Here is a 14,153-nt window from a genome sequence, read left to right as displayed (position 1 = left end):
GGATGACGGCATTGACGAACGATAGCGGCACCGCCGCCACCCTGACCGTTGCGGGCGGCAGCCTGCACCGGCCGAACGAGCGGGGCCTGCCGCCCGCGCTCGAGATGCAGGGCATCTCCAAGGCCTTCGACGGCAAGCCGGCACTCGTGGAGGCCGGCTTTTCGCTCGCCTGGGGCGAAGTGCATGCGCTCGTCGGCGAGAACGGGGCCGGCAAATCGACCCTCATGAACGTCGCGACTGGCGTCTATGCCGCCGATTCGGGCAGCCAGAACATCGACGGGGCAGCCGTGTCGCTGCGCGGCCCGGCGGACGCGACCGCCGCCGGCCTCGGCATGGTGCACCAGCACTTCCGTCTGGTCAGCCGCTTCACCGTCGCCGAGAACGTGCTGCTCGCGCTCGGCAAACACGGGGCGGTTCGCAGCGTGCGCGAAGCCGCCGCCCTGATCGAGGCGAAGGGCCGCGAGATCGGCCTCGGCGTGCGGCCCGACGCGGTCGTCGCCGACCTCTCCATCGCCGACCGCCAGCGCACCGAAATCCTCAAGGTTCTCCTGCTCGGCGCCCGGATCGTCATCCTCGACGAGCCGACGGCCGTCTTGACCGAGGGGGAATCCGAAGCCCTCCTTTCCTTCACCCGCCGCCTCGCCGACCAGGGCCATGCGGTGGTGCTGATCACGCATAAGCTGCGCGAGGTCGCCGCCCGCAGCGACCGCGTCACCGTGATGCGGCAGGGGCGCACCATCGTCGCCGGCGTGCCGACCGCCTCGATGAACATCGACGAGATCGCGCGGCAGGTCGTCGGCTCCGACGTCGCCCGCGTCGATCGTCCGGTCTCCGTCCCGGGACCGGAGCGGCTGCGGATCGAGGCGCTGACGGTGGCCCACGCCGATGGCACCCGCCCGGTCGACGAGCTCTCCCTGGTGCTCAGGGCGGGCGAGGTGCTCGGCGTCGCCGGTGTCGGAGGCAACGGGCAGCAGGAGCTCGTGGATTGCCTCGCCGGCATGGTGCCGCTGCAATCCGGCCGCATCGCCATCGACGGCCGCGATATCGCGTCTCTGCCGATCGCCGCCCGCCGCGGCCTGGGGCTCCGGGTCGTGCCATCCGACCGTTTCGCCACCGGCATGGTCCGAGAGCTGACCGTTGCCGAGAACCTCGCGCTGACGGGCGTTCCGGCCGGCCGCTTCGGCGGCCTCTTCGTGCGCCGCGCGCCGATGCGCGCCGAGGCCCGCGAGGCGATCGAGCGGTTCGACATCCACGGTGCCGCGCCCGGCCGCTCGACCGGCCTCCTCTCCGGTGGCAACGCCCAGAAAGTGCTCCTCGCCCGCGAGCTCGATTCCGGGCTCAAGGTGCTCGTCGCCCATTCCCCGGCCCGCGGCCTCGACGTCAAGGCGACCCGGGCCGTCCATGCCTTCGTCAAGGCCGCGGTCGAAAAAGGCGCCGCGTGCCTGCTCATCAGCGAGGATCTCGAAGAAGTGCTCGCCATGTCGCACCGGGTCGCCGTGATGAACCGCGGCCGGATCGCCGGAGAAATGGCCGTGGAGGAAGCGACCGCCGATCGGCTCGGCGCGCTGATGATCGGCCATGCTTGAGTCCGCGCTCCTCGTCCGCCGCCAGGAAATCCCGGTCTGGCTTTCGATCGCCTCCTATGCCGGCGGCCTGATCTTCGGCCTCGCGGCCGCGGCCCTCCTCCTCATCGCCGTCGGGGTGCCACCCGACGCCATCGTGGACGAGTTCCTCTTCGAAACCTTCCTCACCTCGGACGGCCTCGCCCAGACGGCGACGGCGGCGGCGCCGCTGATCCTCGTCGGCCTCGCGGCTTCGGTGGCGGCCCGCGTCCGCTTCTGGAACATCGGCATCGAGGGACAGCTCTGGCTCGGCGCCATCGCCGCGACCTGGATTTCGATCGACGACATCGGCCCCGCGCCGATCCGCCTCGCCTTGATGCTCGTCGCCTCGTTCATCGCCGGTGCCGCTTGGATCGCGTTGCCGCTCTTCCTCAAGATGCGCTGGAAGGTCAGCGAAGTGATCTCGACGCTGCTCCTCGGCAATATCGCCTTCCTGTTCGTCCAGCATCTCCTGTTCGGCGCCTGGCGCGATCCCACGAACAGCTTCCCGCTCTCCAAGGCGTTCGATCCCGTCGAGCAGTTCTCGACCCTCGGCTGGGGCCAGTTGCATTCCGGCATCTGGCTCAGCCTCGCCGCGGGGCTCGTCGTCTGGATCGTGCTGGAGCGCACCCGGCTCGGCTTCTACGCCAAGGCGATCGGCCTCAATCCGGACGCCGCCCGCGCCACCGGCATGCCGGTGATCGCCTCCATCGCGACGCTGGTGCTGAGCTCGGGCGGGCTCTGCGGCCTCGCCGGCGCGATGATCGTCGCGGGCACCGAGCACCGCCTCAACCAATCGATCGCCAACGGCTACCTGTTCAGCGGCATCGTGATCGCCTTCCTCGCCCGCTCCCGGCCGCTCGCGACCGTCGTCGTCGCCTTCGTCGTCGGCGGGGTCTACACGGCGGGCAGCGTGCTCAAGGTGTTCTATTCGGTGTCGGAAGCCGTCATCGTCCTGATCCAGGGCACCGTGCTGATCTCGGTCCTGATGGCGCAGTTCTTCAGCGCCTATCGCCTGAGCCGTCCCGTCCCGAGAGGCGCGCGATGACGAATTTCCTGATCGGCTGGCTCACCATCATCCCGAGCTATGCGACGCCGCTCCTGCTCGCGAGCCTCGGCCTCATCATCTCCGAGCGCGCCGGCGTGCTCAATCTCGGCCCGGAAGGGTTGATGGCGGTCGGCGCCATGGTCGGCGCGGTCGCCGTCATCAACGGCTTCGATCCGTGGCTCGCGGTCGCCGCCGGCATCGGCGCGGCGGTCGTGCTGTCGCTGTTGTTCGGGCTCGCCGTCGTCGTCTTCCGCGCCGACCAGACGCTCGCCGGCCTCGCCGTCGTCGCGCTCGGCCTCGGCTTCACCGGCTCGGTCGGGCGGCCCTTCATCCAGCAGACCTTCGCCGGCATCCCGCAATTCGGCGACGATTCGAAGCCGGGACCGTGGCGGCTCATCGCGCATCAGGACCCCCTCGTGGTGTTCGCCCTCGTCCTCGTCGTCGCCCTGTGGTGGTGGCTGACGCGGACCCGCGCCGGCCTGCGCCTGCGCGCCGTCGGCGAAGATCCGGGCACCGCCGACATCGCGGGCGTCGATGTCCAGCTCGTGCAGCTCGCCGCGGTCACCGCCTGCGGCGCCCTGTGTGGCCTCGCCGGGGTCTATCTCTCGGTGGCGGCAAGCCATGTCTGGATCGAGGGCATGGTCGCCGGGCGCGGCTGGATCGCCGTCGCGCTCGTCATCTTCGCCCGCTGGGAACCGCGCCGCGCGCTCCTCGGCGCGCTCCTCTTCGGCGGCGCCGACGCGCTCGTTCCCCGCCTCCAGGCGATCGGCGCCGACGTGCCGACCTATCTCATGATGATGCTGCCTTATGGGCTGACGCTGATCGTCCTCGTCGCCTCGTCGGCCATCGGCCGGCGCGGCCCGGCGCAGCCTTCGCACCTCGGCGACGTCTATCTGCGCCAGGACAAGCACTGACGTCCGACGCGACCGGCCGGCGCCGCAGACAAGGCGCCGGCTCGCTCGCCCTTCCGACCCCGAGCCTCGGATCTCCGCGATGACCTTCGACCTTCTCGTCAAGAATGCGACCCTGCCCGACGGTCGCACCGGCCAGGACATCGCGGTCACCGGTGGCCGGATCGCCGCGATCGAGCCGGGGATCGCGGCCGAGGCCGGGCGCGTGATCGACGCCGGCGGGCTTCTCGTCGCCCCGCCCTTCGTCGATTGCCATTTCCACATGGACGCCACGCTGTCGCTCGGGCTGCCGCGGCTCAACCAATCGGGCACCCTGCTCGAGGGCATCGCGCTGTGGGGCGAGCTGAAGCCGCTCCTCACCCACGAGGAGGTGATCGAGCGCGCGCTGCGCTATTGCGACCTCGCCGTCTCGCAGGGCCTCCTCGCCGTGCGCAGCCACGTCGACGTCTGCGACGACCGCCTGCTCGCCGTCGAGGCGCTCCTCGAGGCCAAGGCGAAGGTGAAGCCCTATCTCGACCTCCAGCTCGTCGCCTTCCCCCAGGACGGCTATTTCCGCGCGCCCACGGCGGCGCGCAATCTCGACCGAGCCCTCGACATGGGCGTCGACGTCGTCGGCGGCATCCCGCATTTCGAGCGCACCATGGCCGACGGCGCGGCCTCCGTAACCGCGCTGTGCGAGATCGCGGCGAAGCGCGGCCTGATGATCGACCTGCATTGCGACGAGAGCGACGATCCGATGTCGCGCCACATCGAGACGCTGGCGGCCGAGACCCAGCGCCTCGGTCTCGGCGGGCGCGCGGTCGGCTCGCACCTGACCTCCATGCACTCGATGGACAATTATTACGTCTCCAAGCTGCTGCCGCTGATGCGCGAGGCGGGCGTCGCGGCGATCGCCAACCCGCTCATCAACATCACCCTGCAAGGCCGCCACGACACCTATCCGCGCCGTCGCGGGCTCACCCGCATTCCGGAAATGCGCGCGCTCGGCATCCCGGTCGCGTTCGGTCAGGACTGCACCATGGACCCCTGGTACGGCCTCGGCGGCGCCGACATGCTCGACGTCGCCCACATGGGCGTCCATGCGGTGCCGATGACGAGCCGCGAGGCGATCCGCTGGGCTTTCGAGGCGGTGACGACGGTCCCGGCCGCCATCCTCGGCCTCGAGGGCTACGGCCTCGCCGCCGGCTGCAACGCCGATTTCGTGCTGCTTCAGGCCGCCGACCCGATCGAGGCGGTGCGCCTGCGCGCGACGCGCCTCGCCGTCGTCCGCCGCGGCCGCGTCATCGCCGAGACCGCGCCACGCCACGCCCGCCTCACCCTCGACGGCCGCCCCGCCCTCGTCGATCCCGCCGCCTATCGCCCGCCGGTGGGGAAGAACTGAGGGTGCGGCCGAGACCTGACATTTCCCGAACGGCCGGTTCATGCAGATTGATCACTGATAGCATCGGGACTAAACTGATATCATTGCGATCGAGCCTGCCGGAGATGCAGCCATGGCTGCCGTTACAATCCGAAACCTCTCGGAAGCCGCGCACCGCGCCCTCAAGGTGCGCGCGGCGAAACACGGCCGGAGCACGGAGGCGGAGATGCGCGCAATCCTCGAGGCTGCCGTGCGGCCCGAAACGCGCCTTCGGATCGGCACGGCGCTCGCCGAACGCAGCCGCGCCCTCGGCCTGACCAACGAAGACGTCGAGGCGCTCGGTCAGGCGGGGGACAAAACGCCTGCCGAGCCGCTGAGCTTCGAATGATCGTCCTCGACACCAACGTCATCTCGGAGGCGATGAAGCCCGAACCTGACACCAGGGTCCAGGCGTGGCTCGACGAGCAGATCGCCGAAACTCTTTATCTCTCCACCGTATCGGTCGCGGAGCTCATGTTCGGGATCGCCGCGCTGCCGGAGGGAAAGCGCAAGCGAGCTCTCGCCACCGCTCTCGATGGCGCCCTGGAGCTCTTTGCTGACCGCATCTTGCCGTTCGATCGCGCAGCAGCCCACCAATATGCAGAACTCGCCGTCAGAGCTCGCGCGGCAGGCAAGGGCTTCCCGACGCCTGACGGCTACATCGCCGCGATCGCGTCCTCCAGGGGCTTCGCCGTGGCGACGCGCGATCACAGCGCCTTCGCAGCCGCCGGCCTTATGGTGTTCGATCCATGGACCCCGCACGCAAAAACCATTTCGGGACCAGATTAAGCTCTCCCCGCCCGGCTCGGGTCAGAGACGCCCCGCTCGTACCAAGTCTTGGAGCGGTTGACGATCCAGACGACCGAGAGCATCACCGGCACCTCGATGAGAACGCCGACGACGGTCGCCAGCGCGGCGCCGGACGAGAAGCCGAACAGAGAGATCGCGGCGGCCACGGCGAGCTCGAAGAAATTCGACGCGCCGATCAGGGCCGAGGGGCCGGCGACGCAATGCGCCTCCCCCGTGACGCGGTTGAGGACATAAGCGAGCCCCGCGTTGAAATAGACCTGGATCAGGATCGGCACCGCCAAGAGCGCGATCACCAGCGGCTGAGCGACGATGGCCTCGCCCTGGAAGCCGAACAGCAGCACCAGGGTGGCAAGCAGGGCCACCAGCGACAGCGGGCCGAGCTTGGCGAGCGCGCGATCGAGCGCCGCGGATCCTCCGGTCGCCAATAGCCTGCGCCTCAAACCCTGCGCGACGATGACCGGAATGATGATGTAGAGCCCGACGGACAGCACCAAGGTGCCCCACGGCACGGTGATGGCGGAGAGACCGAGCAGCAGCCCCACCACGGGCGCGAACGCCACGACCATGATGGCGTCGTTCAGCGCCACCTGCGACAGGGTGAAATGCGGCTCGCCCTTGGTGAGATTGGACCACACAAAGACCATGGCCGTGCAGGGCGCCGCGGCGAGCAGGATCAGGCCCGCGATGTAGCTGTCGATCTGGTTCGCCGGCAGCCATCCGCGGAACACCCCGCCGATGAAGACCCAACCGAGCAGCGCCATCGAAAACGGCTTCACGGCCCAGTTGACGAACAGCGTGACGCCGATGCCGCGCCAATGCTTGCCGACGGCGCCGAGGGCGGCGAAGTCGATCTTGATGAGCATCGGCACGATCATCAGCCAGATCAGCACCGCCACCGGCAGGTTGACCTGCGCGACCTCGACCGCGCCGACGATGTGGAAGACCCCCGGCGCGAGATGCCCGAGCACCACGCCGGCGACGATGCAAAGGGCGACCCAGAGGGTCAGATAGCGTTCGAAGACGGACATGGGGCGATACCGGTCGTCAGGGTGAGATCCGACGACCATGCGCGTCCACCACCGGCTCGCCGTCTTCCTTGGCGAACGCGCCGCGCTGCGGCGGCAGGAGATCGAGCACAGCCTCGGACGGGCGGCACAGCCGGACACCCTTCGGTGACACGACGAGTGGCCTGTTGATGAGGATCGGATGGGCCATCATCGCATCGAGCAGTTGTTCGTCGGTCAGGGCCGGATCGCCGAGACCGAGACCGAGATCGGTATAAGGCGTCCCCTTTTCACGGAGGACATCGCGGACGGAAAGACCGGCCCGAGCGATCATTTGCGCGAGCAACGCCCGGGACGGCGGCGTCTTGAGATATTCGATGACGTGGGGCTCGACCCCCGCATTGCGGATCATGGCGAGGGTATTGCGCGACGTGCCGCAGTCGGGATTGTGGTAGATGATCACATCCATATCATGCGGCGTTCGCTCGAGGGACGCGGCTTCCCCGATCTCCCCGATGTCGCGAAGTGCAGCAGCAAGCGACAGACGGTCGAGGGACGCGATGGGAAGAGCGATGAACGCAGAGATGCGGTTGCGGAGATAGCGGAAGGCCGCGACGAACGCAGCCTCCTTGCGCAGCTCCGTGCCCTGAACCGCAGCGGGGTCCTCGATGCCCCAGTGCGCGGTCATCGGCTGGCCGGGCCACACCGGGCAGACTTCGCCGGCCGCATCATCGCAAACTGTGAAGACAAAATTCATCTCCGGTGCATTCGAACCGTCGAATTCATCCCAGCTCTTCGAGCGCAGGCCGTCGACTGGATAGTCGTGGCTCTGCAGCACTTTGAGGGCAAGAGGATTCACCTCGCCTTTGGGTCGGCTTCCCGCAGAGAAGGCTCGAAAACGGCCAGCCCCCTCTTTCCGCAGAATGCTTTCCGCCAAGATCGAACGGGCGGAATTGCCGGTACAGAGGAACAACACGCTATAAACGGCCGTCTTATCAATCATGGCGATCCCCAGTCGACGTGCAGATGCAAGACAATGCCGCAACGGCCGGTGCGCAAACCTCCGGATGCCCGTCGCAGCACTCCCGCATCAGGAACGACACGAGGTCGGACAACGCCGGATAGACCGCGCTGTAGATGATCGAGCGGCCATCCCGACGGGACCGGACGAGACCGCTGTGTTCGAGCTGGGCGAGATGGAACGACATCCGCGACGACGAGGCCGCGCCGACCGCCTCGGCGATCGCGCCCGCAGGCATGCCGGCCGGGCCGGCGCGCACGAGAAGCCGGACCACCCGAAGACGGGTTTCCTGGGAGAGAGCGGCAAAGGCCGTCAGCGCGTCCGCTTCGTCCATATCTCAATATCTCAATCTGCATTGAGATATTGAGACTACATTACGAAAGGCCGAGCGGCAAGAGGCGCCCGCGCGCCGGCCTGGCGGCGCGGACGAGATCCAGACCGGGCTCGCATGGACGACACGGCGGCGGCGGTCACGCGGTCCAGGGGACCAGCTTGCGGCCGATGAAGGCGAAGACGAGGTGCAGGCCGATGCCGATCCCGGCGAGCACGACGATGGTGGCGAAGAACTGCGGCATCTGCATCATCGACGAATAATAGACGAGCCGTGTTCCGATCCCGGATTGACCGCCCGCCATCTCCGCCGCGACCGCGGTGAGGAGCCCGAAGATCGCGCCGACGGTGAGGCCGGCGATGACCATCGGCATCGATTGGGGAATGCGGATCTTCAGGAAGACCTGCAGCGTGCTGGCGCCGAACGACCGCGCGAGGGCGATGCGCGCCTCGTCGGTGCGGCGGAAACCGGTCGCGGAATTGAGCATGACCATCGGACCGGCGGCGAGCGCCACCGCCACGATCCGCGGCTCCGGCCCGAAGCCGAGCTTGAGAATCAGCAGCGGCACGAGCGCGATCATCGGCGTCGTCACCATCAGGAGGATGTAAGGCGTCACGATCCGCTCCACGAGCGGAAATTGCGTGACGACGATGGCGAGCGCGAAGCCGATCGAAGCTCCGACGGCAAAGCCCGTCACCAGTTCGAACAGCGTCATCAGGATATGCGGCACGAGAAGGCCGAACTCGTGGTAGAGCGCCACCGCGATGACGCTCGGCGGCGGCAGCACGTAGAGGGGCACCTCGGCGACCCGCAGGTAGATTTCGAGCCCGCCGAGCGCGATCACGGCGACGAGCAGAATGAGGGCGGTTTCACGCCAGGCGACACGGCGCACCACCGATTGCCCGATGGTCGAGAGGCCCGCGAGTTCCTCGCTTCCGCTCGATACAGTGCTCATGACGTCTCCCACGCGAAACAAGCCGCCCGTTTGCCCGAAGCGCGGTCCGCCGTTCCGGTCCGTGGCCGGCGGACCCCACGCACGTTCAATGGACGATGGCGCGCCGCACGTCGGCGGCGATCGAGAAGAATTCCGGCGAAGACAGCAGATCGAGCGTCCTCGGCCGCGGCAGATCGACCTCGCGCTCGAGCCGGATGCGGCCCGGACGCGGCGTCATCACGATGATCCGATCGGAGAGGAGGATCGCCTCCTCGATCGAATGGGTGACGAGAACCATGGTCTTGCGGGTCTCGAGCCAGAGATCCTGCAGGAGCAGGTTCATGTCCTCCCGGGTGAACGGGTCGAGGGCGCTGAACGGCTCGTCGAGCAGGAGGACGGACGGATCCGCCGCGAGCGCCCGCACGATCGAGGCGCGCTGCTGCATGCCGCCCGAGAGCTCCTTCGGATAGCGGCTCTCAAACCCTTCGAGCCCGACCCGGCGGATCAGCCGCGCGATGCGCTCCCGGGCGCCGTCGCGGGCGGCGGGACGCAGTTCGAGCGGCAGCGCGATGTTGTCGCCGACCGAGCGCCACGGCAGCAGCGTCGGCTCCTGGAAGATGATGGACATCTCCGGCTGGGGCGCCGTCACCGCCTTCGTACCGAGCCACACCGTGCCGGAATCGAGCGGCTTGAGACCGGCGATCGCCCACAACAGCGTGGACTTGCCGCAGCCCGATGGGCCGAGGAGGGAGACGAACTCCCCCGCCTCGACCGAGAACGAGACACCGCTCAAAGCGGGAACGAGGTCCGTGCCGGAGCGATAGACCTTGTTCGCGCCTTTGACGTCGATCGCGAGGCTCACGGATAAGCGACCGGGTTGCGGGCGCGGATCGCTGCGATGTCGACGGCCTTGTAGGCATCCGGCAGCGGATAGGCCTCCGCCTGCGCCTTCAGCGCCGCCTTGTCGAACTCGTTGGCGTAAGGCACCACGTCGTTGAGGACGACCTTCGAGGCGTCGATCGGCTTCGAGATCGTCCCGATCTTGAGCGCGATGTCGAAGAACTCCTGATATTGCGGCACGTGCTGGTAGCCCCAGCCCTTCGTGTCCGTATAGGGGCCGCGCGTCGTGTTCGAGAGCTGCACGATATATTCGGTGCGCTCCTCCGGCGTGCCCTTGCCGGCGATGCTCGGAAACGCCTCGTCGACGATCGCCGCGGCGGCGCGCGGGTTGGCGTAGGCGAAGGCATAGCCCTTGGCGAGGCCGCGGGCATAATCGGCGTACAATTGGCGCTTCGCCGGGTCCGCGAGCGACGACTTCTTGAGGATCTCGCCGTTCGCGGGGAACTTGGAGGTCTTCACCAGCGACAGATAATCGAAATCGAGGCCCTGCGCGGCCCATTGTGAGCGCAAGCCTTCCCAGACCAGGGCCGCATCGCCGTTGCCGGCGGCGAGCGCCTGCGCCCAGCCGGCGCCGGCCTCGACCGAATTGACCGTGGCCGGATCGACGCCGACCTGCGCCACCTCGGCATCGACGATCGGCTTCCAGCCGATGCTGCCGAGCAGCACGGTCTTGCCGGCGAGCTCACGCGGATCCTTCACCGCCTGCCCCTTGCGGAACGCAAAGCTGAAGATGTCGACCGGGTGCTTGGCGAAGAAGAACGCGATGTCGAGGCCGTGGTCGACGCCGAGGGCGAACACGCCCGGAGACGGCGCGCCGAGCTGCGCCTGCCCCTGATCGACGAACTTGACGCTCGCCGTGCCATCCTGCGGACCGGCGAGATATTCGACCTTGAGATCGCCGAAGAAGCCGAGCTTCTCGGCGATGCGATAGTGGAAATCGTCCGGCGTCTCGACATAGCCGCGCGGGCTGATCCAGGTCAGCGCCGGCCCGGTGTCGGCGAACGCGCCGCGGCCAAAACCGACCTGAAGCACGGTCAAGGCCGTTCCCGCGGCAGACAATTGCAGCAGGCGACGGCGGTTCACCATCGGGAAGATCGATCCGTTCATCTCATCACTCCGGAAGCGGGGTGCCCCAAACGCGGTGAAGTGAACATAATCGATCGTTTGCGTGTACTTATAGCGAAGCGGCCGTCTTTTGCCGCTTCGCTGGGATAAAAATCTCTCACCAGCCGGCATGAAGAGGAATTTTCATCCGTGAATCGCCGAAACACGCGATGCGCGTAGAATGCGCGTTGCGCACGCGCGCCGTCACGCGGCCCGGCGCGGCCAGAGCGGGAACGGGTCGGCGAGGCGACGCCAGGCGGAGGGCGTGAAGGCGGTGGCGCGGCCGACCAGGCAGGAATCGAGGCGAGCGCGCAGCGCCGTCTCGTCCATCGGGTCGATGCCGATGAAGACGATCTCCTGCCGACGATCGCCCCACACCGGATCGAGATAGGGCGCCATCGAGGCCCGCCAGTCCGGATTGTCGGGCCACCGCGCGCTCGGCACCGACGACCACCACAGGCCGCGCCGGGCGGTGCGCACCAAGGCGCCGGCCTGGGCGATCTCGCCGACGTCGTCGGGCCGCGTCGCGAGCCAGAAGAACCCCTTGGCGCGGATCACGCCGGGCCACGCCTCCTGGGTGAAGGCGTGGAACAGCGCAGGGTCGAACGGACGCCGCTCGCGATAGACGAACGAGCGGATGCCGTATTCCTCGGTTTCCGGAATGTGGCTCTTGAAGCCGTTGAGCTCCTTGAACCAGAGCGGGTGCATCTCGGCGCGCTCGAAATCGAACAGTCCGGTCGCGAGCACCGCCTCGAGCGGGACACGCCCCTGCTCCGCCTCGACGATGCGCGCCTCGCCATTCAGCGCCGCGACGATGCGGCGGGCGGTCGCGAGCTCGGACACTGTGGCGAGGTCGATCTTGTTGAGCACGACGACGTCGGCGAACTCGATCTGCTCGACGATGAGATCGACGAGCGCCCGCTCGTCGCCCTCGCCCGCCGTCTCGCCGCGGTCTTTGAGGAAATCGTGGCTCGCATAATCCCGCGCCAGCGTCGCCGCGTCGACGACCGTGACCATGCAATCGAGGCGGGCGACGTCGGAGAGGCTGCGGCCCTCCTCGTCGCGGAACTCGAAGGTCGCGGCGACCGGCAGCGGCTCGGCGATGCCGGTGCCCTCGATGACGAGATAATCGAAGCGCCCCTCCCGCGCGAGGCGGTTCACCTCGACGAGGAGATCGTCGCGCAGGGTGCAGCAGATGCACCCGTTGGTCATCTCGACGAGCTTCTCCTCGGTGCGCGACAGACCGCCGTCCTGGCGGACGAGTTCCGCATCGATGTTGACCTCGCTCATGTCGTTGACGATGACCGCGACGCGGCGGCCCTCGCGGTTGGCGAGGATATGGTTGAGCACCGTCGTCTTGCCGGCTCCGAGGAAGCCGGACAGGACGGTGACGGGAAGGCGCGTCTCGCGCAGGCTCGCAAGGCTCATGGTCGGCTCACGATGGTCCACAATTGCAATGTTATAACATTACATAATCCCGATCTCCGAGGCGGGGTCAAGGGCGGAGGATCGAACGGAGCGGAGACGGAAGAAGGGGAAAGAGCCGGCTGGAATGGAAAGGGAGGAAAGACGGGAGGCAGAGCGGCGCGGAACAGCGGGCTGCGGAGAGGAGAGAGGCGGGGCACCGAAGAACGAGAGACCGAGTCGGCGTCAGCCGTCGAGCGACAGGTTCGCGCGTCCGGTTCCTTGGGCTGCGCCACCGGCACGCGGCGCTGCCAAAGGCAGGGTTCGCTGCGGATATGGCCCCCCTTTCAGGCCCCGCGCACCACGTCCGTCGCCGATCTCGGGTCGCCCTTCCTCCGCGCCAAGGCCCAGCGTAGCCAGACCGGGGCGTGGAAGACGCTCATGAGGAGATACATCGCCGCCATGCTGCCTGCGGGTCCCGCTCCGTAGGCCGCGGTACAGAACGAGTCCGTGGCCGCCCGTCCGTGACCAGAACAACCTCAAATGGGCTCTGTCTCGCCCCCGACGATATCGCTCGCGCCACCGCCGGCATCACGGCACTTCCCGCGAACCCCTTCTCTCGCCGCGGCGCCCCAATAGCCACGCGCTTAGAGATGAATTATACCTGACGACATCGCGCGCAATACGGCCACGACTTTATCATTGCAATTAAGCTTCTTAAAGATTCGGCGAAAATGGTCGTCGACAGCAGCCTCGGAAATATTCATGATGTCTGCTGTCACACCGCGGCTTTTGCCTGCGGCAGCCCACTTAAGAACCTCCGTCTGGCGGTCCGACAAAAGCACCGGGGGCGCAGCGGGCATGTCACTAAGCCTCTCATGGGTCAACTGGAACTGACCCGCAAGCGCATAGATGTAGCTCAGCATGCCCGGGGGAGAGGCACGCTCAGGCTACTGGCGAAACTAAACCCTGCCATCCGGCCAAGACCGACATGGATCGAAACGGTCGCTCCACTGCGCAATCCCGCTTCGCCAGCCTCATCCATGAGGCGGCGCTCGGCTTTTGACATCGGCCCGAAGCGATCTATACTTTCCCAATCAAAGACGCGGCTTTTCTGTCACGCCATCCGGTACACCGGATCAAATTTCATGTAGTCATACTTTCTATAATGCCTCGACCACTCCTCAGGATATCTATTCAATACGAAATGGCCGTCATAATCGTAGCGACTCCGCACTAAACTAAAAACGTATGCATCAAATCCAAGATCGCGCAACGATTTATCGAAAATTTCTTTTAAATCAACGAGTGACATACACTGGTTCGAATGCTCCGCAAAGCCCATGAAATCGGCCGACAAAATTGCAGACACTGCGCCACCCCCGCGTAACATAAGCGCTTCGCCCTAGCTTAACCAATAATAACCCGCACCAATTCTTGATGTAATAGACCCATATTATGCGTCAAAGCGCCCAAATCGGCCTCTCCACGTGAAAACGGCACCAAAAACACTCGCGTTCAAAATCTCACGAATGTTGAACGCTCACATGGCTATAGTATCTTTATTTTTCATCTCTCTTTTCTACTTTTTCGTATCATATCCTCGTCCAATCGTCTATCCGCTTCATGCCCATCCAGATCGCGGCTCCTCGTTCCGCTCGAACAGGATCAAGCGCTTGAAATAAT

Annotated in this window: 14 protein-coding genes and 2 pseudogenes; 6 read left to right on the top strand and 10 right to left on the bottom strand. The window is 66.7% G+C overall.

The window, feature by feature from the left end:
- The first annotated feature begins 11 nt into the window (after nucleotides 1-11).
- The 6 genes from F0357_RS21630 to F0357_RS21605 all read left to right on the top strand — a co-directional run bounded on the left by F0357_RS21630 (nucleotide 12) and on the right by F0357_RS21605 (nucleotide 5,748).
- Nucleotides 12-1,586 carry an ABC transporter ATP-binding protein gene (locus tag F0357_RS21630; protein ID WP_208948530.1) on the top strand — a complete coding sequence of 525 codons (1,575 nt, stop codon included), beginning with the start codon at nucleotides 12-14 and terminating at the stop codon, nucleotides 1,584-1,586.
- Nucleotides 1,579-2,649 (top strand): ABC transporter permease, encoded by a 1,071-nt coding sequence (locus F0357_RS21625; protein ID WP_153489874.1) that lies wholly within the window; start codon nucleotides 1,579-1,581, stop codon nucleotides 2,647-2,649. Before F0357_RS21630 ends, F0357_RS21625 begins: the two co-directional genes overlap by 8 nt.
- Nucleotides 2,646-3,563: an ABC transporter permease gene (locus F0357_RS21620; RefSeq protein ID WP_153489871.1), complete on the top strand. Its 918-nt coding sequence runs from the start codon at nucleotides 2,646-2,648 to the stop codon at nucleotides 3,561-3,563. Before F0357_RS21625 ends, F0357_RS21620 begins: the two co-directional genes overlap by 4 nt.
- Before the next feature lie 79 nt (nucleotides 3,564-3,642).
- Nucleotides 3,643-4,941: an amidohydrolase family protein gene (locus tag F0357_RS21615; protein ID WP_153489868.1), complete on the top strand. Its 1,299-nt coding sequence runs from the start codon at nucleotides 3,643-3,645 to the stop codon at nucleotides 4,939-4,941.
- Between the two features lie 112 nt (nucleotides 4,942-5,053).
- Nucleotides 5,054-5,308: a FitA-like ribbon-helix-helix domain-containing protein gene (locus F0357_RS21610; RefSeq protein ID WP_153489865.1), complete on the top strand. Its 255-nt coding sequence runs from the start codon at nucleotides 5,054-5,056 to the stop codon at nucleotides 5,306-5,308.
- Nucleotides 5,305-5,748 carry a type II toxin-antitoxin system VapC family toxin gene (locus F0357_RS21605; RefSeq protein ID WP_153489861.1) on the top strand — a complete coding sequence of 148 codons (444 nt, stop codon included), beginning with the start codon at nucleotides 5,305-5,307 and terminating at the stop codon, nucleotides 5,746-5,748. The genes F0357_RS21610 and F0357_RS21605 overlap by 4 nt, the downstream gene beginning before the upstream one ends.
- Here F0357_RS21605 and arsB read toward each other — a convergent pair.
- The 10 genes and pseudogenes from arsB to F0357_RS25575 all read right to left on the bottom strand — a co-directional run bounded on the left by arsB (nucleotide 5,745) and on the right by F0357_RS25575 (nucleotide 13,782).
- Complete coding sequence (gene arsB / locus F0357_RS21600; RefSeq protein ID WP_153489858.1) at nucleotides 5,745-6,797, bottom strand: ACR3 family arsenite efflux transporter; 1,053 nt, start codon at nucleotides 6,795-6,797, stop codon at nucleotides 5,745-5,747. The two genes, F0357_RS21605 and arsB, sit on opposite strands and share 4 nt — an antisense overlap.
- A gap of 16 nt (nucleotides 6,798-6,813) precedes the next feature.
- Nucleotides 6,814-7,242: an arsenate reductase (glutaredoxin) gene (gene arsC / locus F0357_RS24255; RefSeq protein ID WP_208948575.1), complete on the bottom strand. Its 429-nt coding sequence runs from the start codon at nucleotides 7,240-7,242 to the stop codon at nucleotides 6,814-6,816.
- 21 nt (nucleotides 7,243-7,263) lie between these two features.
- A pseudogene (locus F0357_RS24250) lies at nucleotides 7,264-7,776 on the bottom strand (arsenate reductase ArsC); the annotation flags it as partial.
- Nucleotides 7,769-8,128, bottom strand: coding sequence for an ArsR/SmtB family transcription factor (locus F0357_RS21590; protein ID WP_153489844.1), 360 nt, complete (start codon nucleotides 8,126-8,128; stop codon nucleotides 7,769-7,771). The gene F0357_RS21590 and the pseudogene F0357_RS24250, both read right to left, overlap by 8 nt.
- A 136-nt stretch (nucleotides 8,129-8,264) precedes the next feature.
- Nucleotides 8,265-9,080, bottom strand: a complete 816-nt coding sequence (locus F0357_RS21585) for an ABC transporter permease (protein ID WP_153489841.1) — start codon at nucleotides 9,078-9,080, stop codon at nucleotides 8,265-8,267.
- An 85-nt stretch (nucleotides 9,081-9,165) separates the two neighbouring features.
- Nucleotides 9,166-9,921 carry an ABC transporter ATP-binding protein gene (locus tag F0357_RS21580; RefSeq protein ID WP_312861777.1) on the bottom strand — a complete coding sequence of 252 codons (756 nt, stop codon included), beginning with the start codon at nucleotides 9,919-9,921 and terminating at the stop codon, nucleotides 9,166-9,168.
- Complete coding sequence (locus tag F0357_RS21575) at nucleotides 9,918-11,066, bottom strand: ABC transporter substrate-binding protein (protein ID WP_208948529.1); 1,149 nt, start codon at nucleotides 11,064-11,066, stop codon at nucleotides 9,918-9,920. The genes F0357_RS21580 and F0357_RS21575 overlap by 4 nt, the downstream gene beginning before the upstream one ends.
- Nucleotides 11,067-11,267: 201 nt before the next feature.
- Complete coding sequence (locus F0357_RS21570; protein ID WP_153489836.1) at nucleotides 11,268-12,491, bottom strand: GTP-binding protein; 1,224 nt, start codon at nucleotides 12,489-12,491, stop codon at nucleotides 11,268-11,270.
- Nucleotides 12,492-13,114: 623 nt separating this feature from the next.
- Nucleotides 13,115-13,330: a response regulator transcription factor gene (locus F0357_RS21565; RefSeq protein WP_246161897.1), complete on the bottom strand. Its 216-nt coding sequence runs from the start codon at nucleotides 13,328-13,330 to the stop codon at nucleotides 13,115-13,117.
- A gap of 56 nt (nucleotides 13,331-13,386) precedes the next feature.
- Nucleotides 13,387-13,782 (bottom strand): annotated as a pseudogene (locus F0357_RS25575) (autoinducer binding domain-containing protein).
- Between the last annotated feature and the right edge of the window lie 371 nt (nucleotides 13,783-14,153).

Origin of the sequence: Segnochrobactrum spirostomi (assembly GCF_009600605.1) — a bacterium.
Classification (GTDB): Bacteria; Pseudomonadota; Alphaproteobacteria; order Rhizobiales; family Segnochrobactraceae; genus Segnochrobactrum; species Segnochrobactrum spirostomi.
This window is presented reverse-complemented; position numbering and strand designations above follow the sequence as displayed.

Coding starts and splice junctions, on each gene's coding strand:
- F0357_RS21625 (WP_153489874.1), top strand. CDS start 1,579: ATGCTTGAGTCCGCGCTCCTCGTCCGCCGCCAGGAAATCCCGGTCTGG.
- F0357_RS21620 (WP_153489871.1), top strand. CDS start 2,646: ATGACGAATTTCCTGATCGGCTGGCTCACCATCATCCCGAGCTATGCG.
- F0357_RS21615 (WP_153489868.1), top strand. CDS start 3,643: ATGACCTTCGACCTTCTCGTCAAGAATGCGACCCTGCCCGACGGTCGC.
- F0357_RS21610 (WP_153489865.1), top strand. CDS start 5,054: ATGGCTGCCGTTACAATCCGAAACCTCTCGGAAGCCGCGCACCGCGCC.
- F0357_RS21605 (WP_153489861.1), top strand. CDS start 5,305: ATGATCGTCCTCGACACCAACGTCATCTCGGAGGCGATGAAGCCCGAA.
- arsB (WP_153489858.1), bottom strand. CDS start 6,797: ATGTCCGTCTTCGAACGCTATCTGACCCTCTGGGTCGCCCTTTGCATC.
- arsC (WP_208948575.1), bottom strand. CDS start 7,242: ATGGATGTGATCATCTACCACAATCCCGACTGCGGCACGTCGCGCAAT.
- F0357_RS21590 (WP_153489844.1), bottom strand. CDS start 8,128: ATGGACGAAGCGGACGCGCTGACGGCCTTTGCCGCTCTCTCCCAGGAA.
- F0357_RS21585 (WP_153489841.1), bottom strand. CDS start 9,080: ATGAGCACTGTATCGAGCGGAAGCGAGGAACTCGCGGGCCTCTCGACC.
- F0357_RS21575 (WP_208948529.1), bottom strand. CDS start 11,066: ATGAACGGATCGATCTTCCCGATGGTGAACCGCCGTCGCCTGCTGCAA.
- F0357_RS21570 (WP_153489836.1), bottom strand. CDS start 12,491: ATGAGCCTTGCGAGCCTGCGCGAGACGCGCCTTCCCGTCACCGTCCTG.
- F0357_RS21565 (WP_246161897.1), bottom strand. CDS start 13,330: ATGCCCGCTGCGCCCCCGGTGCTTTTGTCGGACCGCCAGACGGAGGTT.